The organism is Pseudomonas sp. B12(2026), from assembly GCF_057767015.1.
Map to the genome: position 1 here is coordinate 2,976,824 of NZ_CM173430.1, position 19,743 is coordinate 2,996,566.

Annotated in this window: 31 protein-coding genes; 6 read left to right on the top strand and 25 right to left on the bottom strand. The window is 57.5% G+C overall.

Translation table 11 applies throughout. The features are described from left to right. Positions 1–116: 116 nt before the first annotated feature. The gene (locus tag AC3B6A_RS13835; RefSeq protein ID WP_488397808.1) at positions 117–296 is read left to right on the top strand and encodes a hypothetical protein; all 180 of its coding nucleotides are present in this window, start codon (positions 117–119) and stop codon (positions 294–296) included. Between the two features lie 73 nt (positions 297–369). Beyond that, positions 370–540, top strand: a complete 171-nt coding sequence (locus AC3B6A_RS13840; protein ID WP_488397809.1) for a hypothetical protein — start codon at positions 370–372, stop codon at positions 538–540. 524 nt (positions 541–1,064) lie between these two features. On the opposite strand, the gene AC3B6A_RS13845 is transcribed toward AC3B6A_RS13840, so the two are convergent. The 11 genes from AC3B6A_RS13845 to AC3B6A_RS13895 form a co-directional block, all read right to left on the bottom strand. After that, positions 1,065–1,397 (bottom strand): hypothetical protein, encoded by a 333-nt coding sequence (locus AC3B6A_RS13845; protein ID WP_488397800.1) that lies wholly within the window; start codon positions 1,395–1,397, stop codon positions 1,065–1,067. A 321-nt stretch (positions 1,398–1,718) separates the two neighbouring features. Further along, the gene (locus AC3B6A_RS13850) at positions 1,719–1,955 is read right to left on the bottom strand and encodes a hypothetical protein (RefSeq protein WP_488397801.1); all 237 of its coding nucleotides are present in this window, start codon (positions 1,953–1,955) and stop codon (positions 1,719–1,721) included. A gap of 160 nt (positions 1,956–2,115) precedes the next feature. Then, on the bottom strand, positions 2,116–3,312 hold the full coding sequence (locus AC3B6A_RS13855) for a zonular occludens toxin domain-containing protein (protein WP_488397802.1): 1,197 nt from the start codon (positions 3,310–3,312) through the stop codon (positions 2,116–2,118). A gap of 2 nt (positions 3,313–3,314) precedes the next feature. Then, entirely contained in the window at positions 3,315–3,623 is a 309-nt protein-coding gene (locus AC3B6A_RS13860; protein WP_488397803.1) for a DUF2523 domain-containing protein, read from the bottom strand. A 1-nt stretch (position 3,624) separates the two neighbouring features. Continuing rightward, complete coding sequence (locus AC3B6A_RS13865) at positions 3,625–4,941, bottom strand: virulence factor TspB C-terminal domain-related protein (protein ID WP_488397804.1); 1,317 nt, start codon at positions 4,939–4,941, stop codon at positions 3,625–3,627. Between the two features lie 137 nt (positions 4,942–5,078). Beyond that, the gene (locus AC3B6A_RS13870; protein ID WP_488397805.1) at positions 5,079–5,285 is read right to left on the bottom strand and encodes a major capsid protein; all 207 of its coding nucleotides are present in this window, start codon (positions 5,283–5,285) and stop codon (positions 5,079–5,081) included. 13 nt (positions 5,286–5,298) lie between these two features. Further along, the gene (locus tag AC3B6A_RS13875) at positions 5,299–5,502 is read right to left on the bottom strand and encodes a hypothetical protein (protein WP_488397806.1); all 204 of its coding nucleotides are present in this window, start codon (positions 5,500–5,502) and stop codon (positions 5,299–5,301) included. Between the two features lie 133 nt (positions 5,503–5,635). Next, entirely contained in the window at positions 5,636–5,923 is a 288-nt protein-coding gene (locus AC3B6A_RS13880) for a single-stranded DNA-binding protein (protein WP_488397807.1), read from the bottom strand. A gap of 32 nt (positions 5,924–5,955) precedes the next feature. Further along, on the bottom strand, positions 5,956–6,195 hold the full coding sequence (locus AC3B6A_RS13885; RefSeq protein ID WP_488397796.1) for a hypothetical protein: 240 nt from the start codon (positions 6,193–6,195) through the stop codon (positions 5,956–5,958). Continuing rightward, the gene (locus tag AC3B6A_RS13890) at positions 6,195–6,428 is read right to left on the bottom strand and encodes a hypothetical protein (protein ID WP_488397797.1); all 234 of its coding nucleotides are present in this window, start codon (positions 6,426–6,428) and stop codon (positions 6,195–6,197) included. Before AC3B6A_RS13890 ends, AC3B6A_RS13885 begins: the two co-directional genes overlap by 1 nt. 1 nt (position 6,429) lies before the next feature. Next, positions 6,430–7,674 carry a phage/plasmid replication domain-containing protein gene (locus AC3B6A_RS13895; protein WP_488397798.1) on the bottom strand — a complete coding sequence of 415 codons (1,245 nt, stop codon included), beginning with the start codon at positions 7,672–7,674 and terminating at the stop codon, positions 6,430–6,432. A gap of 135 nt (positions 7,675–7,809) precedes the next feature. On the opposite strand from AC3B6A_RS13895, the gene AC3B6A_RS13900 reads away from it, so the two are divergent. Further along, entirely contained in the window at positions 7,810–8,232 is a 423-nt protein-coding gene (locus tag AC3B6A_RS13900) for a hypothetical protein (protein ID WP_488397799.1), read from the top strand. A gap of 524 nt (positions 8,233–8,756) precedes the next feature. Here AC3B6A_RS13900 and AC3B6A_RS13905 read toward each other — a convergent pair. The 11 genes from AC3B6A_RS13905 to AC3B6A_RS13955 form a co-directional block, all read right to left on the bottom strand. Further along, entirely contained in the window at positions 8,757–9,089 is a 333-nt protein-coding gene (locus AC3B6A_RS13905) for a hypothetical protein (protein ID WP_488397800.1), read from the bottom strand. Between the two features lie 321 nt (positions 9,090–9,410). Next, positions 9,411–9,647 carry a hypothetical protein gene (locus AC3B6A_RS13910; protein WP_488397801.1) on the bottom strand — a complete coding sequence of 79 codons (237 nt, stop codon included), beginning with the start codon at positions 9,645–9,647 and terminating at the stop codon, positions 9,411–9,413. 160 nt (positions 9,648–9,807) lie between these two features. Continuing rightward, the gene (locus AC3B6A_RS13915) at positions 9,808–11,004 is read right to left on the bottom strand and encodes a zonular occludens toxin domain-containing protein (RefSeq protein WP_488397802.1); all 1,197 of its coding nucleotides are present in this window, start codon (positions 11,002–11,004) and stop codon (positions 9,808–9,810) included. A gap of 2 nt (positions 11,005–11,006) precedes the next feature. After that, on the bottom strand, positions 11,007–11,315 hold the full coding sequence (locus AC3B6A_RS13920) for a DUF2523 domain-containing protein (RefSeq protein ID WP_488397803.1): 309 nt from the start codon (positions 11,313–11,315) through the stop codon (positions 11,007–11,009). A gap of 1 nt (position 11,316) precedes the next feature. Next, positions 11,317–12,633: a virulence factor TspB C-terminal domain-related protein gene (locus tag AC3B6A_RS13925; protein WP_488397804.1), complete on the bottom strand. Its 1,317-nt coding sequence runs from the start codon at positions 12,631–12,633 to the stop codon at positions 11,317–11,319. 137 nt (positions 12,634–12,770) lie between these two features. Continuing rightward, entirely contained in the window at positions 12,771–12,977 is a 207-nt protein-coding gene (locus AC3B6A_RS13930) for a major capsid protein (protein ID WP_488397805.1), read from the bottom strand. A gap of 13 nt (positions 12,978–12,990) precedes the next feature. Then, positions 12,991–13,194 (bottom strand): hypothetical protein, encoded by a 204-nt coding sequence (locus AC3B6A_RS13935; RefSeq protein WP_488397806.1) that lies wholly within the window; start codon positions 13,192–13,194, stop codon positions 12,991–12,993. Between the two features lie 133 nt (positions 13,195–13,327). Next, positions 13,328–13,615 carry a single-stranded DNA-binding protein gene (locus AC3B6A_RS13940; protein WP_488397807.1) on the bottom strand — a complete coding sequence of 96 codons (288 nt, stop codon included), beginning with the start codon at positions 13,613–13,615 and terminating at the stop codon, positions 13,328–13,330. Between the two features lie 32 nt (positions 13,616–13,647). After that, positions 13,648–13,887: a hypothetical protein gene (locus AC3B6A_RS13945; protein ID WP_488397796.1), complete on the bottom strand. Its 240-nt coding sequence runs from the start codon at positions 13,885–13,887 to the stop codon at positions 13,648–13,650. Then, positions 13,887–14,120, bottom strand: coding sequence for a hypothetical protein (locus AC3B6A_RS13950; RefSeq protein ID WP_488397797.1), 234 nt, complete (start codon positions 14,118–14,120; stop codon positions 13,887–13,889). The genes AC3B6A_RS13945 and AC3B6A_RS13950 overlap by 1 nt, the downstream gene beginning before the upstream one ends. A 1-nt stretch (position 14,121) precedes the next feature. Further along, on the bottom strand, positions 14,122–15,366 hold the full coding sequence (locus tag AC3B6A_RS13955) for a phage/plasmid replication domain-containing protein (protein WP_488397798.1): 1,245 nt from the start codon (positions 15,364–15,366) through the stop codon (positions 14,122–14,124). Positions 15,367–15,501: 135 nt separating this feature from the next. Between AC3B6A_RS13955 and AC3B6A_RS13960 the strand changes: the two genes are divergently transcribed. Both AC3B6A_RS13960 and AC3B6A_RS13965 read left to right on the top strand, forming a co-directional pair. Next, entirely contained in the window at positions 15,502–15,681 is a 180-nt protein-coding gene (locus AC3B6A_RS13960; protein WP_488397808.1) for a hypothetical protein, read from the top strand. A 73-nt stretch (positions 15,682–15,754) separates the two neighbouring features. After that, positions 15,755–15,925: a hypothetical protein gene (locus tag AC3B6A_RS13965; protein ID WP_488397809.1), complete on the top strand. Its 171-nt coding sequence runs from the start codon at positions 15,755–15,757 to the stop codon at positions 15,923–15,925. A 524-nt stretch (positions 15,926–16,449) separates the two neighbouring features. On the opposite strand, the gene AC3B6A_RS13970 is transcribed toward AC3B6A_RS13965, so the two are convergent. The 3 genes from AC3B6A_RS13970 to AC3B6A_RS13980 all read right to left on the bottom strand — a co-directional run bounded on the left by AC3B6A_RS13970 (position 16,450) and on the right by AC3B6A_RS13980 (position 18,528). Then, a complete protein-coding gene (locus AC3B6A_RS13970; RefSeq protein WP_488397800.1) occupies positions 16,450–16,782 on the bottom strand; it encodes a hypothetical protein in 333 nt (110 codons plus the stop codon). Between the two features lie 321 nt (positions 16,783–17,103). Then, positions 17,104–17,340 carry a hypothetical protein gene (locus AC3B6A_RS13975; RefSeq protein WP_488397801.1) on the bottom strand — a complete coding sequence of 79 codons (237 nt, stop codon included), beginning with the start codon at positions 17,338–17,340 and terminating at the stop codon, positions 17,104–17,106. Positions 17,341–17,601: 261 nt separating this feature from the next. Then, positions 17,602–18,528, bottom strand: a complete 927-nt coding sequence (locus tag AC3B6A_RS13980) for a site-specific integrase (RefSeq protein ID WP_488397810.1) — start codon at positions 18,526–18,528, stop codon at positions 17,602–17,604. 181 nt (positions 18,529–18,709) lie between these two features. Between AC3B6A_RS13980 and AC3B6A_RS13985 the strand changes: the two genes are divergently transcribed. Further along, on the top strand, positions 18,710–19,726 hold the full coding sequence (locus AC3B6A_RS13985; RefSeq protein WP_488397811.1) for a DNA-binding protein: 1,017 nt from the start codon (positions 18,710–18,712) through the stop codon (positions 19,724–19,726). Positions 19,727–19,743: the final 17 nt, after the last annotated feature.

The following is a 19,743-nucleotide window of genomic DNA, read 5'->3' on the forward strand; positions in this document are numbered from 1 at the left end:
AGTTTCTAAGAAATTAGATTCGCTGCGGAAATTAGATTCTAAGAATCTCAATGTCAAGCCCCTGAGAAAATCAGGCTAGGATAAAGGCCGCCAAACACTTGACGGACAAAGGAAACATGCCGACCAAGCACATCGACGACGCAACATGGCGAAAGGTTGAAAAAGAGACCGTAAAGGCCGTCATTCACCTTCAGGCATCGGTTAAAGACACCGAGGTGTTGCGCTGGCTGATCACGAAGGGGCTGGAGGAAATGACCCCGGAGGACATGGAGCGATTCCACAAAAAAAGAGAGTGACCGTGCGGCGCCACAGCCGAGAGCGGTGCCGAAGCCTGCGAAGAGTCACGATGAGAAAATAGGGGAGCAAGGCATGGAATGGATGCTGTGGTACGGCCTGCCGGGGACGGAACAGGCAATAATGGTCACGCCGTTCAAAACAGAGGCCGAATGTCAGGCCGCCGCAGAAAAGCTCCGGCGCATAGACGGTGTCGTGTTCGACTGCTGGAAGCAGCAGAAAGCGGAAGCTCCAAAGAAGCCGTAAAAGTATGGGATTCCATACCAAATTGGGGGTGTTACAGCACCCCCACCCTGCCGCGCCGCCCAGGTGCATATAAAAACTAGCCAACAAGGGACCAGAAATGCGCGCAGAGCGAGACGACCAGGACGTCAACTACAGAAAGGCTCGCAAGCCCAAAGAGCTAAGGCTGGCCTACGAAATCGCCATAGGCATATTCATGGGCGGATGCGCATTGATGGTCACAGCGCAAATCGCCGGATTCCTAGAAGCGCAGTTCGCCCTGCATCAACTCCAAATCCAGTTCGGGCGGTAACCCTGGCGCAACCATCGCTGGGCTAGACGGCTGAGCATTCCTCGGAAATCTGCCAGCACCTAGTGCGCGCTGACGACGTGCACTGTGGAAAGCCGCTGTACGCGCCATTGGGTGATCAGGGCACGAGGTGAGTCCGGATCGGCGAGAAGCCCGGCGCTCGCGAACGAACACCAGGCGTGAAGTGGTACCAGAATCCCAGGATCCGCCGCGGCCCTGGAACGCGGAATGGTACCTATCAATCCCTGACGCGAAGACCAGTCGAGCGGCGTAGTTCGTTCAAGCGCTCAGCACCGGTCATGGGGCGATCACCAGAATCAAGCAGATCACCCTGGCCGGTCTTCTCCAGGAGAAGCGCGGCAGCCGAGCGAGCGCCTTCGATGATCTGATCGCGACGGCGGATCACCTCTTCAAGGCGAGCAATCTCGCCCTTCTGCCAGGCGACGGTTTTTACCAGATAGTCATAGTCGGCAGCGGCCTTCTCATAGGCCTTGGATCCGGTGGCAACGCCAGTGGCGCGCTTGAGGCCCTCAACAAACTTGTCATCGGCATTCGGAATCTTGATCAACACGGCATCTCTCCTTAGTACCAAAATAGGTCGCTCGAGCACGACTAGGTCGAGATAAAAGGTACCAGAATACCCAGAGCACGCAAGCGGTTTTGGTACCAATAATAGCGACATGGATCCGCGCCGGCGGACAATTTTGGTACCCATCGAGAGAAACCAAGCGCGCACCCAGGTACCGAAAATCGCCTGCAGGAAAATCACCTGGTCGGAAAACTGGTACCAATTTCTCCTACAGGCTGAAGCCGGCCTGCGCCGATCTGTTCGGAGACTGGTACCAATCAGCGTTGACACCAGCGGCGCCGACAGCCCGTTTTGGTGTCAATGTCAGAGGTCGAGTATCTGGCGGCAAAGTTCCTGAAGCTTCTCCAGGCGCTCATCCAGGAGCTGGCCTTCCTGGACGAAGTCGGCGGCCTGGATCCTCAGCTTGCGGAGATCCGCGACAAGGTTCGGGTAGTCCTGGAGCACGTAGGAAACCGCTTGCAGCGGGTCACGCGATGGTGCGTAGAGGGTGGCCAGTTCGACCAGATGGTGCGGAATTTCGAGAGGGATCGGCGTTCGCATAACCAACGTTACATTAAATCGGCCCCGGAGCTTATCAGCATTGTCCGGAGCCGATTAAACGTAACGTAACCATTATGCGAAGCCTAAGATCATTCGTGCTTGGCAAGGCCCAGCAGAATGTAGACAGCGATCGTGATGCCAAATAGCAGCAAAAACTGGCTCATCGCCAAGGCCTCGCAGGATATTCGGTATCAGGTACGACCGTCAGCTTAGGCCCGGTCAGCGCCGTGGGCGGCTCGATCTGCGAAGTCGTAACTGGCTGCGCGTTCGCCACCGTACCGGCTCGTTCCTCGCCCGGCCCGGTCGCGAACGCTTTGCTGCGATCCGGTATCGCAGGGTCGAACGCTCCGTGCTCGACGTAGGCCATGCAGGCGTCGAACGAAATCTCCAGCTTCGTCCCTTGCTGCGTATTGCAGCGGCAACCATACACGCGACCATCACGGTAGCCCATCGTCATCTTGGAGCCTACGCGCTCCAACAAGCCCTCATCACGAGTCGATACGCAGATGGCCCTGGGATAGCTCACAGGCTGCGTCAACGCATCATAGAGTGGCGCTGAGCTGGGAACGTCAGGCACTCGCGGGACCCGCTGGGCAACGTACTGCTCGGGCGTCAGCGGGACAGCGCCCTGGACCAGGCTCTGCGGCTGCGAAATTACCTTGGGCCCCTCATCCGGGACGGCAGGTTTTTCAGCCCCTGGAATCGTCGGTGCAATGCGGTGGGTGTAGAACCGGTATCCCAGGCCGCCACCAATCACCAGGCACGCCAGCAGGAGCCAGAGAGCCTTGGGTGGCCGAAACTTGAAATGGTGCCCGGTACCCTCCTTCACCGACTCGTAACAACCGAAGTAGGTCTTGTCGATGGTGATCCGCGAGGACTCGCCATTCTCAAATGTCAGCTTGTTGGAGTTGACGGTGAGTTCCGGCTTCTGGAACACCCAGCGCTTGATGACCGAACCACCATTTCCACGGTGATAGTGGATATGCATGTTGCACAGTTCGCGCATGTGCGAGTCGATCAGCTTGGGGCTTTGCGTGATGCAGTGCAGCTCATGGCCATCCTTTCGCATGATCTCCAGTCGGGAGGCGAAATCAGGAACCTTGGATCCCTGGGGGCGCACGCGGAACCATGTTTGCGCCTCATCGATCACGATGATCGCGTTGGCCGGAAGCTCAAACCACTTCTCAGGCGTATCAAACGGCACCCAGTTGGCTTTGATCGCCGGATGCCCTGGATTAAATCCCGTTACGTTACAGTAATAGACCGTACGGTTTTCCGCGTGAGCCTTCTCATCAACTTCCTTGATAGTGTTGAGAGTCTTGCCATTGCCCTGGAGCCCGGTACGAAGAACGAACATGATTAAGCCCCCTTCCCTACGCTGCCAAACTTCTTAATCACGCCACCTTGCATGCCAGCGTAAACAGCGCGAGCAGTGACCGCAGACAAAACGATGTTTATCGCAATATCAACTTTCGCCAGGCCGAGAAGCATCAAAGTATCAGCGCCCGCGCCGCCGAAACTCGAAACCACATACGCCTTCACCTGGTCGAGCATCAGATTGATGCCGACGTAGCTGATAGCGCCGATCCCAAGGCCAACCAGAACCTTGCTAACCAGGGGGCCAAGAACTGTAGAGAGAAAGGTAAAAATCATCGGGAACAGTGGCATATCAATCACCTCCAAATGCGCGACCAACATAAACAGCGAAGAAGATTGCCGCCAGGGCGACAAACAGCGGACCTAACTTGCTCGCAAACTCACAAGCAGGCTCCATAGAAAGTGATGTCGAAACGCCCTTAATGCTGATCGACTTAGGTGCCGGGCAAGACGCAGGAAGCCAGCGCGCAGCACCAGAGCCAGCAGCAAACAGCGACGATCCATCAACTTCGGATTCGACTAACTTGTAATCATCCTTGCCAATCTGCTCTTCAACGAAGTTTCGCGATGACTTGTCATATTGCGAGTCGCAATACATAGCCTTTTGCTTGCGCAACATGGCGCACTGAATAGCATCACCAGTGCAAACCATAGGCTTCTCGCATTCTTCATTACGAACAGTCGGACCATCACAGCCGGAGCCGTCCGCGCGAGGTTTGCAAGCCTCACCCTCTGGCTGAGTGTCCTTCCCCTCCTCGGCCTTATCGAGATCATCACCGGCGCCGGAAGATGGATCACCATCGGTACCGCCGCCAGTGCCGCCACCCGTATTGCCACCATCGCCACCGTCACCGCCACCAGTGCCGCCATCAGGCGGGCAGACCTCACCAGTAGACGGATCACAGGCTTTCGGGGGCAGCGGGAAACAGGTTCCCGAAGAATCAACGCCATATGCATCAGATGGGCAGCCTGGATCATCAGGAGTGCTTTCAGGAACATCAGGGGTGTCAGCCGGGTTCAACTGAGGGCCGGACTGAGCCAGCGTATAAGAATCAGCAGAACAATTTTCACCAGTGCCTTTAAGGATGTAATTACACCACCCTTCCCCACCTACAACACCATAACATCTTGAAGGGCGAACATCAGGCGGAGGCGCATAAGAACATTGGTTATAGCAGGCGGTAGTAGCATCACTTAATACATAGTTGCGACCATTGGAAGTAACAACCGGTCCAACAGTGCCCTTGGAAGGAAAAAGCTCACCCTTTTTACATTCAGGGGGTGGGGTCTTACAGGCGCCGGTATCTGCGTCATAAACGGTATCTGGAGGACAGCTATCACCTTTGCGAGAAACATAGCCATTAGCCCCGGTACTAACGCCGGAGGCATCTTTTCCCAAGCAATTAGCCGCAATTTGCGCAGAAGATGTCCATCTAAGTCCGGCATGAAAACGGCCGAGAGATTCGGTCCAGGCCGTACAGGCAGCAACGGCAGAAGAAAATTTGCCGGGAGCATTGCCAGTCCAGTAATAATCTTCTGCATAAGAAGAATTCGAAAATAACAATACGGCAACTGGCAAAATAAAAAGTTTAATAAGCCGAATACACATATCAAATCCGCCCGAAAAACAAAGCCAAGAAAGCCACAGTAATCACGGCCAGCAAGTAAGAGTTAGGATCGAGCGACATATCTACCTCCAGAAAAAAAGAAGCCCCGCAAACACGGGGCTTCTGAGTTGAAGCGAAGTTACAGCGCCTTGCGGATGAACTTGAACGCGGCGATAGCGATGATCACCACCAGGACGACACCAGCAACAGTCACACCGTCAGCCTTGGCATCATTGAGCGCAGCAGTAACTTCCGCCGGAACTTCGGCATACGCCTGCTGAGCAGCCAGAACACCGAAAGCAGCAGCGGCACCCAGGGAGCGACGCAGAACACGGGACTTGAACATAGATAGAACTCCTTCATTTGAGCGCTTTACGCAGCGCGAGAGCGGCGAAGACGATGGCAAACAGCCCCATTGCCTGATAGCTGAGTGCCTGAGCGTCTTCAGTTGTCATCCCGGACGGGATTAGTTGATCGCCTGGAACCGACGTCATCGTGCCGGTGCAGATCGGCGCACCCTCGGCATTGATCTGCCAGGTGCCGGAACAGGCGATGTAATTCATCAGCGGATCGCCGAACGAGAACGGCGCGCAGACACAGCGCGCGCACGCTCATAGGCCCAGCCAGCGAGAAAGCCGGCACAGACCAGGGCGACGGAACACAGCGCGATATTGATCACCTGAGCGCCCTCCCCGGTCAGCTGGCCGCGCGAACCGCAGGCTTCTGGAGGGAAACCAGGCGCGGACGCATCTGAAGATCTTCGAAGCGGCCAACGAAGAAGCTGTCCGGCCCGACCGTGTAGAGGCCGGGCGCGTAGGGAGCGGCGTTGTCGTCGAGGGTGACTTTGATGTTCTGCGGGTACTTCTGGCCCGGCAGGGTCACATAGGCGCGCTGCTCGCGAATCTGATAGGGCTTGCCCGTCTTGGCGCTGTTACCCGACTTGACGATGACTTCACTGCTTTCGATCTCAATCTGAATATCCATTCTCTCTACCTCACTGATTGCCCGGCTGGGCGTTAGAAACCGAACACGTCGCCCAGCCAGGGGGTGCCGTGCTCGTTCGATACGACGAACCACTGCTTCTCGGGCTTGTAGGGCTCCGAGGCGGTGCGTTTGTGTTGTTCCAGGGATCTGTCGATAGCCTCGGTAAGCTGCGCGAGGCCACCGCTCATGGACGCGCGGAGGCGTGCCTGCTGGTCGGCGCGCAGGCGCTGGGTAGCACTCAGCTGGACGCCCTGGAGGCTCACTGTCCGCATCACGCCCACCCCTGAGCTTCGAGATCGAAGACAACGAACATGGCCTGTTCCTGGGCATTGCCAAGCAAGTTTTTCAGGCGCTTGTAGCCGTCGACATCAATCATTCCGTGGCACCACAGGCAGTCGAGGTAGCCCAGGACAATGCCAACGTCGAAAGAAACGTCAGTGCGGGAACGGCCTAGGCGGACGAGCCATAGCTTGCGAAGGAGGTTGTCGTAATCAGCGCTCAACATGTCAGGCCACCAACTGCAAATGGCCAACCGGGCGGCGATACCAGGACGGCATTTCCAGCACGTCACAGGTCGAGATGACCTCGCGAGCAGTGCTGATCACAGGCGTAATACTGGTCACGTCGCAGGGATTGGCGATGTCGATACCGATCTTGCGAAGGCGGGCGCGATGGGTCTTCACCGAAGACTTGGCGAAATCGAAACTAGCCTTGCCGGTCATCCAAAGCAGCGCGTAGCTAGCCGTAGTCATCGCCGCTTTCATGTTCGGGCAAACGCCCTGGGAAAGCAGGTGGTCGCAAATTGTCTCGTGATCCATCGCCGTCACCGTCAGTCGCTTATCAATCGCCAAAAAATCATCATGAATGGCCGTAAATCGGGACTCATCGAAGAGCCCCCACCACGCCAAGCCCTCGCGCAACAGGTACTCACGCTTCAGCTCTAGTTCCATCCGCACAACGCCCTGTTGAGCACAGTGAGCAATCACGCGCTGGAGGTACTGCACCTCTTCGGAACCTTCGCCGTACGCCGTAATCGCCTTGGGCAGCAGGTACTTTTGAATGGCGTAGGCCTTCTCATAGGCCTTGGCATATTTGTCCCGGGCGGACCAATCGACAGTGCGACCGTCGCCGTAAAGATGGCCGGGCTTGTAGCCGTAACGCTGGGTCGCAAGGGCGCGGATGTACTGGAGGTCGTTCCCCTGCCCCACTGCCCGATTTGTGGTCAGATCGATGCGGGTGATCCGCATGCCATCGCCCACCTGAGTGTGTTTATGAGTGTCAACGAGAGTCCGAATCCAGGCGCCCTCATCCCCTTCCCTTTCAGCCTCAATGGCCTCGCGCGACTTGCCCGGGGAGACCCACTTGCGGACCTGCTTCGAGGCTTTGGCTTGCATGAAATCGAGGCGGGTGCAGCGCGTCAGTGATGGCAGCCCGTACTCGGAAAGAACGCGGTTGTAGACGGCGACACACTGCTCAATCGTCTGGTAGCCGAAGAGGTTGTCGAGCCGGTCTATCGCACTAGGGTTGCCATCGACGATCAGCTTTCGGCCGTCAACACGCAGCTTGATCGACGTTGTGTGACTACCCTCATGCTTCCAACCCGGCTGGGTCTCGCTGAGTATCTCGCCAGTGCGGGTATCGCGGCGGGTAATGGTGATGTCAGCGATCTTGGGCAAATCGAACGGGAAGACCTGCTCCACCGACAGGTAGTCGATGAACATTTGGGAGCCGGTTTCGGTCGATGCAGACATCGCAATCCTTGGCGAACTCAGTTTCTAAGAAATTAGATTCGCTGCGGAAATTAGATTCTAAGAATCTCAATGTCAAGCCCCTGAGAAAATCAGGCTAGGATAAAGGCCGCCAAACACTTGACGGACAAAGGAAACATGCCGACCAAGCACATCGACGACGCAACATGGCGAAAGGTTGAAAAAGAGACCGTAAAGGCCGTCATTCACCTTCAGGCATCGGTTAAAGACACCGAGGTGTTGCGCTGGCTGATCACGAAGGGGCTGGAGGAAATGACCCCGGAGGACATGGAGCGATTCCACAAAAAAGAGAGTGACCGTGCGGCGCCACAGCCGAGAGCGGTGCCGAAGCCTGCGAAGAGTCACGATGAGAAAATAGGGGAGCAAGGCATGGAATGGATGCTGTGGTACGGCCTGCCGGGGACGGAACAGGCAATAATGGTCACGCCGTTCAAAACAGAGGCCGAATGTCAGGCCGCCGCAGAAAAGCTCCGGCGCATAGACGGTGTCGTGTTCGACTGCTGGAAGCAGCAGAAAGCGGAAGCTCCAAAGAAGCCGTAAAAGTATGGGATTCCATACCAAATTGGGGGTGTTACAGCACCCCCACCCTGCCGCGCCGCCCAGGTGCATATAAAAACTAGCCAACAAGGGACCAGAAATGCGCGCAGAGCGAGACGACCAGGACGTCAACTACAGAAAGGCTCGCAAGCCCAAAGAGCTAAGGCTGGCCTACGAAATCGCCATAGGCATATTCATGGGCGGATGCGCATTGATGGTCACAGCGCAAATCGCCGGATTCCTAGAAGCGCAGTTCGCCCTGCATCAACTCCAAATCCAGTTCGGGCGGTAACCCTGGCGCAACCATCGCTGGGCTAGACGGCTGAGCATTCCTCGGAAATCTGCCAGCACCTAGTGCGCGCTGACGACGTGCACTGTGGAAAGCCGCTGTACGCGCCATTGGGTGATCAGGGCACGAGGTGAGTCCGGATCGGCGAGAAGCCCGGCGCTCGCGAACGAACACCAGGCGTGAAGTGGTACCAGAATCCCAGGATCCGCCGCGGCCCTGGAACGCGGAATGGTACCTATCAATCCCTGACGCGAAGACCAGTCGAGCGGCGTAGTTCGTTCAAGCGCTCAGCACCGGTCATGGGGCGATCACCAGAATCAAGCAGATCACCCTGGCCGGTCTTCTCCAGGAGAAGCGCGGCAGCCGAGCGAGCGCCTTCGATGATCTGATCGCGACGGCGGATCACCTCTTCAAGGCGAGCAATCTCGCCCTTCTGCCAGGCGACGGTTTTTACCAGATAGTCATAGTCGGCAGCGGCCTTCTCATAGGCCTTGGATCCGGTGGCAACGCCAGTGGCGCGCTTGAGGCCCTCAACAAACTTGTCATCGGCATTCGGAATCTTGATCAACACGGCATCTCTCCTTAGTACCAAAATAGGTCGCTCGAGCACGACTAGGTCGAGATAAAAGGTACCAGAATACCCAGAGCACGCAAGCGGTTTTGGTACCAATAATAGCGACATGGATCCGCGCCGGCGGACAATTTTGGTACCCATCGAGAGAAACCAAGCGCGCACCCAGGTACCGAAAATCGCCTGCAGGAAAATCACCTGGTCGGAAAACTGGTACCAATTTCTCCTACAGGCTGAAGCCGGCCTGCGCCGATCTGTTCGGAGACTGGTACCAATCAGCGTTGACACCAGCGGCGCCGACAGCCCGTTTTGGTGTCAATGTCAGAGGTCGAGTATCTGGCGGCAAAGTTCCTGAAGCTTCTCCAGGCGCTCATCCAGGAGCTGGCCTTCCTGGACGAAGTCGGCGGCCTGGATCCTCAGCTTGCGGAGATCCGCGACAAGGTTCGGGTAGTCCTGGAGCACGTAGGAAACCGCTTGCAGCGGGTCACGCGATGGTGCGTAGAGGGTGGCCAGTTCGACCAGATGGTGCGGAATTTCGAGAGGGATCGGCGTTCGCATAACCAACGTTACATTAAATCGGCCCCGGAGCTTATCAGCATTGTCCGGAGCCGATTAAACGTAACGTAACCATTATGCGAAGCCTAAGATCATTCGTGCTTGGCAAGGCCCAGCAGAATGTAGACAGCGATCGTGATGCCAAATAGCAGCAAAAACTGGCTCATCGCCAAGGCCTCGCAGGATATTCGGTATCAGGTACGACCGTCAGCTTAGGCCCGGTCAGCGCCGTGGGCGGCTCGATCTGCGAAGTCGTAACTGGCTGCGCGTTCGCCACCGTACCGGCTCGTTCCTCGCCCGGCCCGGTCGCGAACGCTTTGCTGCGATCCGGTATCGCAGGGTCGAACGCTCCGTGCTCGACGTAGGCCATGCAGGCGTCGAACGAAATCTCCAGCTTCGTCCCTTGCTGCGTATTGCAGCGGCAACCATACACGCGACCATCACGGTAGCCCATCGTCATCTTGGAGCCTACGCGCTCCAACAAGCCCTCATCACGAGTCGATACGCAGATGGCCCTGGGATAGCTCACAGGCTGCGTCAACGCATCATAGAGTGGCGCTGAGCTGGGAACGTCAGGCACTCGCGGGACCCGCTGGGCAACGTACTGCTCGGGCGTCAGCGGGACAGCGCCCTGGACCAGGCTCTGCGGCTGCGAAATTACCTTGGGCCCCTCATCCGGGACGGCAGGTTTTTCAGCCCCTGGAATCGTCGGTGCAATGCGGTGGGTGTAGAACCGGTATCCCAGGCCGCCACCAATCACCAGGCACGCCAGCAGGAGCCAGAGAGCCTTGGGTGGCCGAAACTTGAAATGGTGCCCGGTACCCTCCTTCACCGACTCGTAACAACCGAAGTAGGTCTTGTCGATGGTGATCCGCGAGGACTCGCCATTCTCAAATGTCAGCTTGTTGGAGTTGACGGTGAGTTCCGGCTTCTGGAACACCCAGCGCTTGATGACCGAACCACCATTTCCACGGTGATAGTGGATATGCATGTTGCACAGTTCGCGCATGTGCGAGTCGATCAGCTTGGGGCTTTGCGTGATGCAGTGCAGCTCATGGCCATCCTTTCGCATGATCTCCAGTCGGGAGGCGAAATCAGGAACCTTGGATCCCTGGGGGCGCACGCGGAACCATGTTTGCGCCTCATCGATCACGATGATCGCGTTGGCCGGAAGCTCAAACCACTTCTCAGGCGTATCAAACGGCACCCAGTTGGCTTTGATCGCCGGATGCCCTGGATTAAATCCCGTTACGTTACAGTAATAGACCGTACGGTTTTCCGCGTGAGCCTTCTCATCAACTTCCTTGATAGTGTTGAGAGTCTTGCCATTGCCCTGGAGCCCGGTACGAAGAACGAACATGATTAAGCCCCCTTCCCTACGCTGCCAAACTTCTTAATCACGCCACCTTGCATGCCAGCGTAAACAGCGCGAGCAGTGACCGCAGACAAAACGATGTTTATCGCAATATCAACTTTCGCCAGGCCGAGAAGCATCAAAGTATCAGCGCCCGCGCCGCCGAAACTCGAAACCACATACGCCTTCACCTGGTCGAGCATCAGATTGATGCCGACGTAGCTGATAGCGCCGATCCCAAGGCCAACCAGAACCTTGCTAACCAGGGGGCCAAGAACTGTAGAGAGAAAGGTAAAAATCATCGGGAACAGTGGCATATCAATCACCTCCAAATGCGCGACCAACATAAACAGCGAAGAAGATTGCCGCCAGGGCGACAAACAGCGGACCTAACTTGCTCGCAAACTCACAAGCAGGCTCCATAGAAAGTGATGTCGAAACGCCCTTAATGCTGATCGACTTAGGTGCCGGGCAAGACGCAGGAAGCCAGCGCGCAGCACCAGAGCCAGCAGCAAACAGCGACGATCCATCAACTTCGGATTCGACTAACTTGTAATCATCCTTGCCAATCTGCTCTTCAACGAAGTTTCGCGATGACTTGTCATATTGCGAGTCGCAATACATAGCCTTTTGCTTGCGCAACATGGCGCACTGAATAGCATCACCAGTGCAAACCATAGGCTTCTCGCATTCTTCATTACGAACAGTCGGACCATCACAGCCGGAGCCGTCCGCGCGAGGTTTGCAAGCCTCACCCTCTGGCTGAGTGTCCTTCCCCTCCTCGGCCTTATCGAGATCATCACCGGCGCCGGAAGATGGATCACCATCGGTACCGCCGCCAGTGCCGCCACCCGTATTGCCACCATCGCCACCGTCACCGCCACCAGTGCCGCCATCAGGCGGGCAGACCTCACCAGTAGACGGATCACAGGCTTTCGGGGGCAGCGGGAAACAGGTTCCCGAAGAATCAACGCCATATGCATCAGATGGGCAGCCTGGATCATCAGGAGTGCTTTCAGGAACATCAGGGGTGTCAGCCGGGTTCAACTGAGGGCCGGACTGAGCCAGCGTATAAGAATCAGCAGAACAATTTTCACCAGTGCCTTTAAGGATGTAATTACACCACCCTTCCCCACCTACAACACCATAACATCTTGAAGGGCGAACATCAGGCGGAGGCGCATAAGAACATTGGTTATAGCAGGCGGTAGTAGCATCACTTAATACATAGTTGCGACCATTGGAAGTAACAACCGGTCCAACAGTGCCCTTGGAAGGAAAAAGCTCACCCTTTTTACATTCAGGGGGTGGGGTCTTACAGGCGCCGGTATCTGCGTCATAAACGGTATCTGGAGGACAGCTATCACCTTTGCGAGAAACATAGCCATTAGCCCCGGTACTAACGCCGGAGGCATCTTTTCCCAAGCAATTAGCCGCAATTTGCGCAGAAGATGTCCATCTAAGTCCGGCATGAAAACGGCCGAGAGATTCGGTCCAGGCCGTACAGGCAGCAACGGCAGAAGAAAATTTGCCGGGAGCATTGCCAGTCCAGTAATAATCTTCTGCATAAGAAGAATTCGAAAATAACAATACGGCAACTGGCAAAATAAAAAGTTTAATAAGCCGAATACACATATCAAATCCGCCCGAAAAACAAAGCCAAGAAAGCCACAGTAATCACGGCCAGCAAGTAAGAGTTAGGATCGAGCGACATATCTACCTCCAGAAAAAAAGAAGCCCCGCAAACACGGGGCTTCTGAGTTGAAGCGAAGTTACAGCGCCTTGCGGATGAACTTGAACGCGGCGATAGCGATGATCACCACCAGGACGACACCAGCAACAGTCACACCGTCAGCCTTGGCATCATTGAGCGCAGCAGTAACTTCCGCCGGAACTTCGGCATACGCCTGCTGAGCAGCCAGAACACCGAAAGCAGCAGCGGCACCCAGGGAGCGACGCAGAACACGGGACTTGAACATAGATAGAACTCCTTCATTTGAGCGCTTTACGCAGCGCGAGAGCGGCGAAGACGATGGCAAACAGCCCCATTGCCTGATAGCTGAGTGCCTGAGCGTCTTCAGTTGTCATCCCGGACGGGATTAGTTGATCGCCTGGAACCGACGTCATCGTGCCGGTGCAGATCGGCGCACCCTCGGCATTGATCTGCCAGGTGCCGGAACAGGCGATGTAATTCATCAGCGGATCGCCGAACGAGAACGGCGCGCAGACACAGCGCGCGCACGCTCATAGGCCCAGCCAGCGAGAAAGCCGGCACAGACCAGGGCGACGGAACACAGCGCGATATTGATCACCTGAGCGCCCTCCCCGGTCAGCTGGCCGCGCGAACCGCAGGCTTCTGGAGGGAAACCAGGCGCGGACGCATCTGAAGATCTTCGAAGCGGCCAACGAAGAAGCTGTCCGGCCCGACCGTGTAGAGGCCGGGCGCGTAGGGAGCGGCGTTGTCGTCGAGGGTGACTTTGATGTTCTGCGGGTACTTCTGGCCCGGCAGGGTCACATAGGCGCGCTGCTCGCGAATCTGATAGGGCTTGCCCGTCTTGGCGCTGTTACCCGACTTGACGATGACTTCACTGCTTTCGATCTCAATCTGAATATCCATTCTCTCTACCTCACTGATTGCCCGGCTGGGCGTTAGAAACCGAACACGTCGCCCAGCCAGGGGGTGCCGTGCTCGTTCGATACGACGAACCACTGCTTCTCGGGCTTGTAGGGCTCCGAGGCGGTGCGTTTGTGTTGTTCCAGGGATCTGTCGATAGCCTCGGTAAGCTGCGCGAGGCCACCGCTCATGGACGCGCGGAGGCGTGCCTGCTGGTCGGCGCGCAGGCGCTGGGTAGCACTCAGCTGGACGCCCTGGAGGCTCACTGTCCGCATCACGCCCACCCCTGAGCTTCGAGATCGAAGACAACGAACATGGCCTGTTCCTGGGCATTGCCAAGCAAGTTTTTCAGGCGCTTGTAGCCGTCGACATCAATCATTCCGTGGCACCACAGGCAGTCGAGGTAGCCCAGGACAATGCCAACGTCGAAAGAAACGTCAGTGCGGGAACGGCCTAGGCGGACGAGCCATAGCTTGCGAAGGAGGTTGTCGTAATCAGCGCTCAACATGTCAGGCCACCAACTGCAAATGGCCAACCGGGCGGCGATACCAGGACGGCATTTCCAGCACGTCACAGGTCGAGATGACCTCGCGAGCAGTGCTGATCACAGGCGTAATACTGGTCACGTCGCAGGGATTGGCGATGTCGATACCGATCTTGCGAAGGCGGGCGCGATGGGTCTTCACCGAAGACTTGGCGAAATCGAAACTAGCCTTGCCGGTCATCCAAAGCAGCGCGTAGCTAGCCGTAGTCATCGCCGCTTTCATGTTCGGGCAAACGCCCTGGGAAAGCAGGTGGTCGCAAATTGTCTCGTGATCCATCGCCGTCACCGTCAGTCGCTTATCAATCGCCAAAAAATCATCATGAATGGCCGTAAATCGGGACTCATCGAAGAGCCCCCACCACGCCAAGCCCTCGCGCAACAGGTACTCACGCTTCAGCTCTAGTTCCATCCGCACAACGCCCTGTTGAGCACAGTGAGCAATCACGCGCTGGAGGTACTGCACCTCTTCGGAACCTTCGCCGTACGCCGTAATCGCCTTGGGCAGCAGGTACTTTTGAATGGCGTAGGCCTTCTCATAGGCCTTGGCATATTTGTCCCGGGCGGACCAATCGACAGTGCGACCGTCGCCGTAAAGATGGCCGGGCTTGTAGCCGTAACGCTGGGTCGCAAGGGCGCGGATGTACTGGAGGTCGTTCCCCTGCCCCACTGCCCGATTTGTGGTCAGATCGATGCGGGTGATCCGCATGCCATCGCCCACCTGAGTGTGTTTATGAGTGTCAACGAGAGTCCGAATCCAGGCGCCCTCATCCCCTTCCCTTTCAGCCTCAATGGCCTCGCGCGACTTGCCCGGGGAGACCCACTTGCGGACCTGCTTCGAGGCTTTGGCTTGCATGAAATCGAGGCGGGTGCAGCGCGTCAGTGATGGCAGCCCGTACTCGGAAAGAACGCGGTTGTAGACGGCGACACACTGCTCAATCGTCTGGTAGCCGAAGAGGTTGTCGAGCCGGTCTATCGCACTAGGGTTGCCATCGACGATCAGCTTTCGGCCGTCAACACGCAGCTTGATCGACGTTGTGTGACTACCCTCATGCTTCCAACCCGGCTGGGTCTCGCTGAGTATCTCGCCAGTGCGGGTATCGCGGCGGGTAATGGTGATGTCAGCGATCTTGGGCAAATCGAACGGGAAGACCTGCTCCACCGACAGGTAGTCGATGAACATTTGGGAGCCGGTTTCGGTCGATGCAGACATCGCAATCCTTGGCGAACTCAGTTTCTAAGAAATTAGATTCGCTGCGGAAATTAGATTCTAAGAATCTCAATGTCAAGCCCCTGAGAAAATCAGGCTAGGATAAAGGCCGCCAAACACTTGACGGACAAAGGAAACATGCCGACCAAGCACATCGACGACGCAACATGGCGAAAGGTTGAAAAAGAGACCGTAAAGGCCGTCATTCACCTTCAGGCATCGGTTAAAGACACCGAGGTGTTGCGCTGGCTGATCACGAAGGGGCTGGAGGAAATGACCCCGGAGGACATGGAGCGATTCCACAAAAAAAGAGAGTGACCGTGCGGCGCCACAGCCGAGAGCGGTGCCGAAGCCTGCGAAGAGTCACGATGAGAAAATAGGGGAGCAAGGCATGGAATGGATGCTGTGGTACGGCCTGCCGGGGACGGAACAGGCAATAATGGTCACGCCGTTCAAAACAGAGGCCGAATGTCAGGCCGCCGCAGAAAAGCTCCGGCGCATAGACGGTGTCGTGTTCGACTGCTGGAAGCAGCAGAAAGCGGAAGCTCCAAAGAAGCCGTAAAAGTATGGGATTCCATACCAAATTGGGGGTGTTACAGCACCCCCACCCTGCCGCGCCGCCCAGGTGCATATAAAAACTAGCCAACAAGGGACCAGAAATGCGCGCAGAGCGAGACGACCAGGACGTCAACTACAGAAAGGCTCGCAAGCCCAAAGAGCTAAGGCTGGCCTACGAAATCGCCATAGGCATATTCATGGGCGGATGCGCATTGATGGTCACAGCGCAAATCGCCGGATTCCTAGAAGCGCAGTTCGCCCTGCATCAACTCCAAATCCAGTTCGGGCGGTAACCCTGGCGCAACCATCGCTGGGCTAGACGGCTGAGCATTCCTCGGAAATCTGCCAGCACCTAGTGCGCGCTGACGACGTGCACTGTGGAAAGCCGCTGTACGCGCCATTGGGTGATCAGGGCACGAGGTGAGTCCGGATCGGCGAGAAGCCCGGCGCTCGCGAACGAACACCAGGCGTGAAGTGGTACCAGAATCCCAGGATCCGCCGCGGCCCTGGAACGCGGAATGGTACCTATCAATCCCTGACGCGAAGACCAGTCGAGCGGCGTAGTTCGTTCAAGCGCTCAGCACCGGTCATGGGGCGATCACCAGAATCAAGCAGATCACCCTGGCCGGTCTTCTCCAGGAGAAGCGCGGCAGCCGAGCGAGCGCCTTCGATGATCTGATCGCGACGGCGGATCACCTCTTCAAGGCGAGCAATCTCGCCCTTCTGCCAGGCGACGGTTTTTACCAGATAGTCATAGTCGGCAGCGGCCTTCTCATAGGCCTTGGATCCGGTGGCAACGCCAGTGGCGCGCTTGAGGCCCTCAACAAACTTGTCATCGGCATTCGGAATCTTGATCAACACGGCATCTCTCCTTAGTACCAAAATAGGTCGCTCGAGCACGACTAGGTCGAGATAAAAGGTACCAGAATACCCAGAGCACGCAAGCGGTTTTGGTACCAATAATAGCGACATGGATCCGCGCCGGCGGACAATTTTGGTACCCATCGAGAGAAACCAAGCGCGCACCCAGGTACCGAAAATCGCCTGCAGGAAAATCACCTGGTCGGAAAACTGGTACCAATTTCTCCTACAGGCTGAAGCCGGCCTGCGCCGATCTGTTCGGAGACTGGTACCAATCAGCGTTGACACCAGCGGCGCCGACAGCCCGTTTTGGTGTCAATGTCAGAGGTCGAGTATCTGGCGGCAAAGTTCCTGAAGCTTCTCCAGGCGCTCATCCAGGAGCTGGCCTTCCTGGACGAAGTCGGCGGCCTGGATCCTCAGCTTGCGGAGATCCGCGACAAGGTTCGGGTAGTCCTGGAGCACGTAGGAAACCGCTTGCAGCGGGTCACGCGATGGTGCGTAGAGGGTGGCCAGTTCGACCAGATGGTGCGGAATTTCGAGAGGGATCGGCGTTCGCATAACCAACGTTACATTAAATCGGCCCCGGAGCTTATCAGCATTGTCCGGAGCCGATTAAACGTAACGTAACCATTATGCGAACTTACGAATCAGACGATCCGGAGGATTTCCCCTGCAACAAGCACCAGACACCGAGTCGATTTCGTCCTGTCTGCTGCCCTTGGCGATCTACCGACTGGCCACGCACGTCAGATGAAGTTTTGCGACCTCGCCTCAGACCATCCCAAATCGAGATCGCAATATCCTTCCGGCTCGCCCGGCTCAGGTTATCGCGAACTGGCCAGGCAACGAACCCGCCGGATCGACATAGCGCAACGCCGACTTGGGGTCTCGCCATCCCACATAGGCCATCAGCGTTTTCTGGTCCCAGCCGCTGCGGGTCGCCCAGGTTGCGAAGCCGCGCCGGAGCGAATGGCTGCTGTAGCGTTCGGCGGGTATGCCGCAGTCGCTCAGTGCGGCGCGCAGGATCGGAATGACGCTGTTCGGATGCAGCGGTTCGCCCTGGACATGTCCCCAGCGATCGATGCGTCGAAAGACCGGCCCCTGATGCTCGCCAAGCTCGGCGATCCACTCCTGGTACGCCTGCACCGGGCACAAACGCTCCAGCGCTGGTGCATGCAGGGTCTGGCCGAGGTTTTCCCGGTCGGTCTTGCTCCACGGCAGATAGATCGTCATGCCTTTTCCAGCGGCAACCTCGATGTGCTCGATCCGCAGGCGGCACAGCTCGTCGCTGCGGAATGCGCGCCAGAAGCCCATGAGGATCAGCGCCCGGTCGCGCAGGCAGCGCCGGCGTTGGGCCGCATCACCGGCCTGATCGGCTGACAAGGCGGCCTGTTCCAGCTGCCGGACGCACAGCTCCAGCTCTTGAAGCTGCAAGGGATGCGCCTGTTTCTCCTGCCGCGGATGCAGGACGCGGATGCCCTTGAGCACCTTGCGCACGACCGGCGCCTTGGTCGGATCGGGAAAGCCCTGGCTCAGGTGCCACTGGGCAATCGCCGCCAGCCGGGTCTTGAGCGTGTTGGCACTGAGCACGCCGGCATGGTCGGCCAGGTAGCGGGCAATGGTGTCGCTGGTGGTTGGCAGGAACCCGCCCCAGGTGACCTCGAAGTGCTCGATGGCCGCCTGGTAGCTGCGCCGCGTATTGCTGCGCGTGGCGGCTTCTATATATCGCTCCAGTTCCCGGGGCATCGTCGCCCTCCTCCTCTTCCTGTACCGAACAGCCACGGTGCTCACGCCCGGTTTTGGCCATCACACGTGATAATTCGTGATTATCCAATCTCAGAATCCTGAGAACAAATATTGCTGATTCCTGATAAAGTGCTACGTATATACGTATTACATACCACATTACGAAATCGTCGGAGACCCCATGGCACGCGGCGGAATCACCAAAGCCCTGGTACAGAAAGCGCGCGCAGCCATACTGGCCCGCGGAGAGAACCCGAGCATCGACGCCCTGCGTGTCGAGATGGGCAACACGGGCTCGAAATCCACGATTCATCGCTACCTGAAGGAAATCGAGTCAGAGAACGCGCCCCGTGCCGGGCAGCCGCGTGCGCTCAGCGACAACCTGACCGAGCTGGTCGCGCAGCTGGCCGGCCAGCTGCAGCAAGAAGCCCGCCAGTCCGTCGCTGAAGAGCGGGCAGCCCTGTCCCGCGAGCGTCTGGACTACCAGCAGCAGGTACGCAATGCGCAGGCGCAGATCGATCTGCTGAAAGGCAACGCACAAGCCCTGGAGGCGCAGTTGCAGGAGGCTCGCAGCCAGCTCCAGGCGGCGCAGGAACAGAAGCACCAGTCCGATCTGGCGAACGCCCGCCTTCGCCAGCTGGGCAGCGACCTGGAGACCCGCCTGCGCGAGCGCGATGCGCAGATCCTCTCGCTGGAGGAGAAACACAACCACGCGCGCCTGTCGCTGGATCACTTCCGCCAGGCGGCCAGGGAACAGCGCGAGCAGGAGCAGCGGCAGCATGAGGGCCAGGTCCAGCAGCTCGGCGTCGAGCTGCGGCAGCTGCAGCAATCGCTGATCGTGCGCCAGGACCAGCTGACCCAGCTCAACCGCGACAACGAGCGCCTGCTCACCGAGGCGCGCCTGCTGCGCAACGAACAGGAGGCGAAGCACCAGCAACTCATGCGCGAAACGCTGGCCAGCGAAGTGCTCCGCCAGGACAAGGCACGGCTCGACGGGCAACGCCTCTCGCTCGAGGAACGCAACCAGGAACTGGCCGATGAGCTTCGCCAGTCGCAACAGCTGGCACAGGATCAGGCCATCCGCCTTGCCGCGCTGGAGGAACAGCTGCAGCAAGCCGTCCAGGCCCCAGCCGAAGAATCAGCTCCGGTTGGCAATCAGGACATCGCACCGGAAACAGCCATGAAAAAAGGCCGCTGATGCGGCCTTTTCGGGAT

Bases quoted from the DNA above. Each gene is read 5' to 3' on its own strand.
- AC3B6A_RS13835 (WP_488397808.1), top strand. From the start codon at position 117: ATGCCGACCAAGCACATCGACGACGCAACATGGCGAAAGGTTGAAAAA.
- AC3B6A_RS13840 (WP_488397809.1), top strand. From the start codon at position 370: ATGGAATGGATGCTGTGGTACGGCCTGCCGGGGACGGAACAGGCAATA.
- AC3B6A_RS13850 (WP_488397801.1), bottom strand. From the start codon at position 1,955: ATGCGAACGCCGATCCCTCTCGAAATTCCGCACCATCTGGTCGAACTG.
- AC3B6A_RS13855 (WP_488397802.1), bottom strand. From the start codon at position 3,312: ATGTTCGTTCTTCGTACCGGGCTCCAGGGCAATGGCAAGACTCTCAAC.
- AC3B6A_RS13860 (WP_488397803.1), bottom strand. From the start codon at position 3,623: ATGCCACTGTTCCCGATGATTTTTACCTTTCTCTCTACAGTTCTTGGC.
- AC3B6A_RS13865 (WP_488397804.1), bottom strand. From the start codon at position 4,941: ATGTGTATTCGGCTTATTAAACTTTTTATTTTGCCAGTTGCCGTATTG.
- AC3B6A_RS13870 (WP_488397805.1), bottom strand. From the start codon at position 5,285: ATGTTCAAGTCCCGTGTTCTGCGTCGCTCCCTGGGTGCCGCTGCTGCT.
- AC3B6A_RS13875 (WP_488397806.1), bottom strand. From the start codon at position 5,502: ATGAATTACATCGCCTGTTCCGGCACCTGGCAGATCAATGCCGAGGGT.
- AC3B6A_RS13880 (WP_488397807.1), bottom strand. From the start codon at position 5,923: ATGGATATTCAGATTGAGATCGAAAGCAGTGAAGTCATCGTCAAGTCG.
- AC3B6A_RS13885 (WP_488397796.1), bottom strand. From the start codon at position 6,195: ATGCGGACAGTGAGCCTCCAGGGCGTCCAGCTGAGTGCTACCCAGCGC.
- AC3B6A_RS13890 (WP_488397797.1), bottom strand. From the start codon at position 6,428: ATGTTGAGCGCTGATTACGACAACCTCCTTCGCAAGCTATGGCTCGTC.
- AC3B6A_RS13895 (WP_488397798.1), bottom strand. From the start codon at position 7,674: ATGTCTGCATCGACCGAAACCGGCTCCCAAATGTTCATCGACTACCTG.
- AC3B6A_RS13900 (WP_488397799.1), top strand. From the start codon at position 7,810: ATGCCGACCAAGCACATCGACGACGCAACATGGCGAAAGGTTGAAAAA.
- AC3B6A_RS13910 (WP_488397801.1), bottom strand. From the start codon at position 9,647: ATGCGAACGCCGATCCCTCTCGAAATTCCGCACCATCTGGTCGAACTG.
- AC3B6A_RS13915 (WP_488397802.1), bottom strand. From the start codon at position 11,004: ATGTTCGTTCTTCGTACCGGGCTCCAGGGCAATGGCAAGACTCTCAAC.
- AC3B6A_RS13920 (WP_488397803.1), bottom strand. From the start codon at position 11,315: ATGCCACTGTTCCCGATGATTTTTACCTTTCTCTCTACAGTTCTTGGC.
- AC3B6A_RS13925 (WP_488397804.1), bottom strand. From the start codon at position 12,633: ATGTGTATTCGGCTTATTAAACTTTTTATTTTGCCAGTTGCCGTATTG.
- AC3B6A_RS13930 (WP_488397805.1), bottom strand. From the start codon at position 12,977: ATGTTCAAGTCCCGTGTTCTGCGTCGCTCCCTGGGTGCCGCTGCTGCT.
- AC3B6A_RS13935 (WP_488397806.1), bottom strand. From the start codon at position 13,194: ATGAATTACATCGCCTGTTCCGGCACCTGGCAGATCAATGCCGAGGGT.
- AC3B6A_RS13940 (WP_488397807.1), bottom strand. From the start codon at position 13,615: ATGGATATTCAGATTGAGATCGAAAGCAGTGAAGTCATCGTCAAGTCG.
- AC3B6A_RS13945 (WP_488397796.1), bottom strand. From the start codon at position 13,887: ATGCGGACAGTGAGCCTCCAGGGCGTCCAGCTGAGTGCTACCCAGCGC.
- AC3B6A_RS13950 (WP_488397797.1), bottom strand. From the start codon at position 14,120: ATGTTGAGCGCTGATTACGACAACCTCCTTCGCAAGCTATGGCTCGTC.
- AC3B6A_RS13955 (WP_488397798.1), bottom strand. From the start codon at position 15,366: ATGTCTGCATCGACCGAAACCGGCTCCCAAATGTTCATCGACTACCTG.
- AC3B6A_RS13960 (WP_488397808.1), top strand. From the start codon at position 15,502: ATGCCGACCAAGCACATCGACGACGCAACATGGCGAAAGGTTGAAAAA.
- AC3B6A_RS13965 (WP_488397809.1), top strand. From the start codon at position 15,755: ATGGAATGGATGCTGTGGTACGGCCTGCCGGGGACGGAACAGGCAATA.
- AC3B6A_RS13975 (WP_488397801.1), bottom strand. From the start codon at position 17,340: ATGCGAACGCCGATCCCTCTCGAAATTCCGCACCATCTGGTCGAACTG.
- AC3B6A_RS13980 (WP_488397810.1), bottom strand. From the start codon at position 18,528: ATGCCCCGGGAACTGGAGCGATATATAGAAGCCGCCACGCGCAGCAAT.
- AC3B6A_RS13985 (WP_488397811.1), top strand. From the start codon at position 18,710: ATGGCACGCGGCGGAATCACCAAAGCCCTGGTACAGAAAGCGCGCGCA.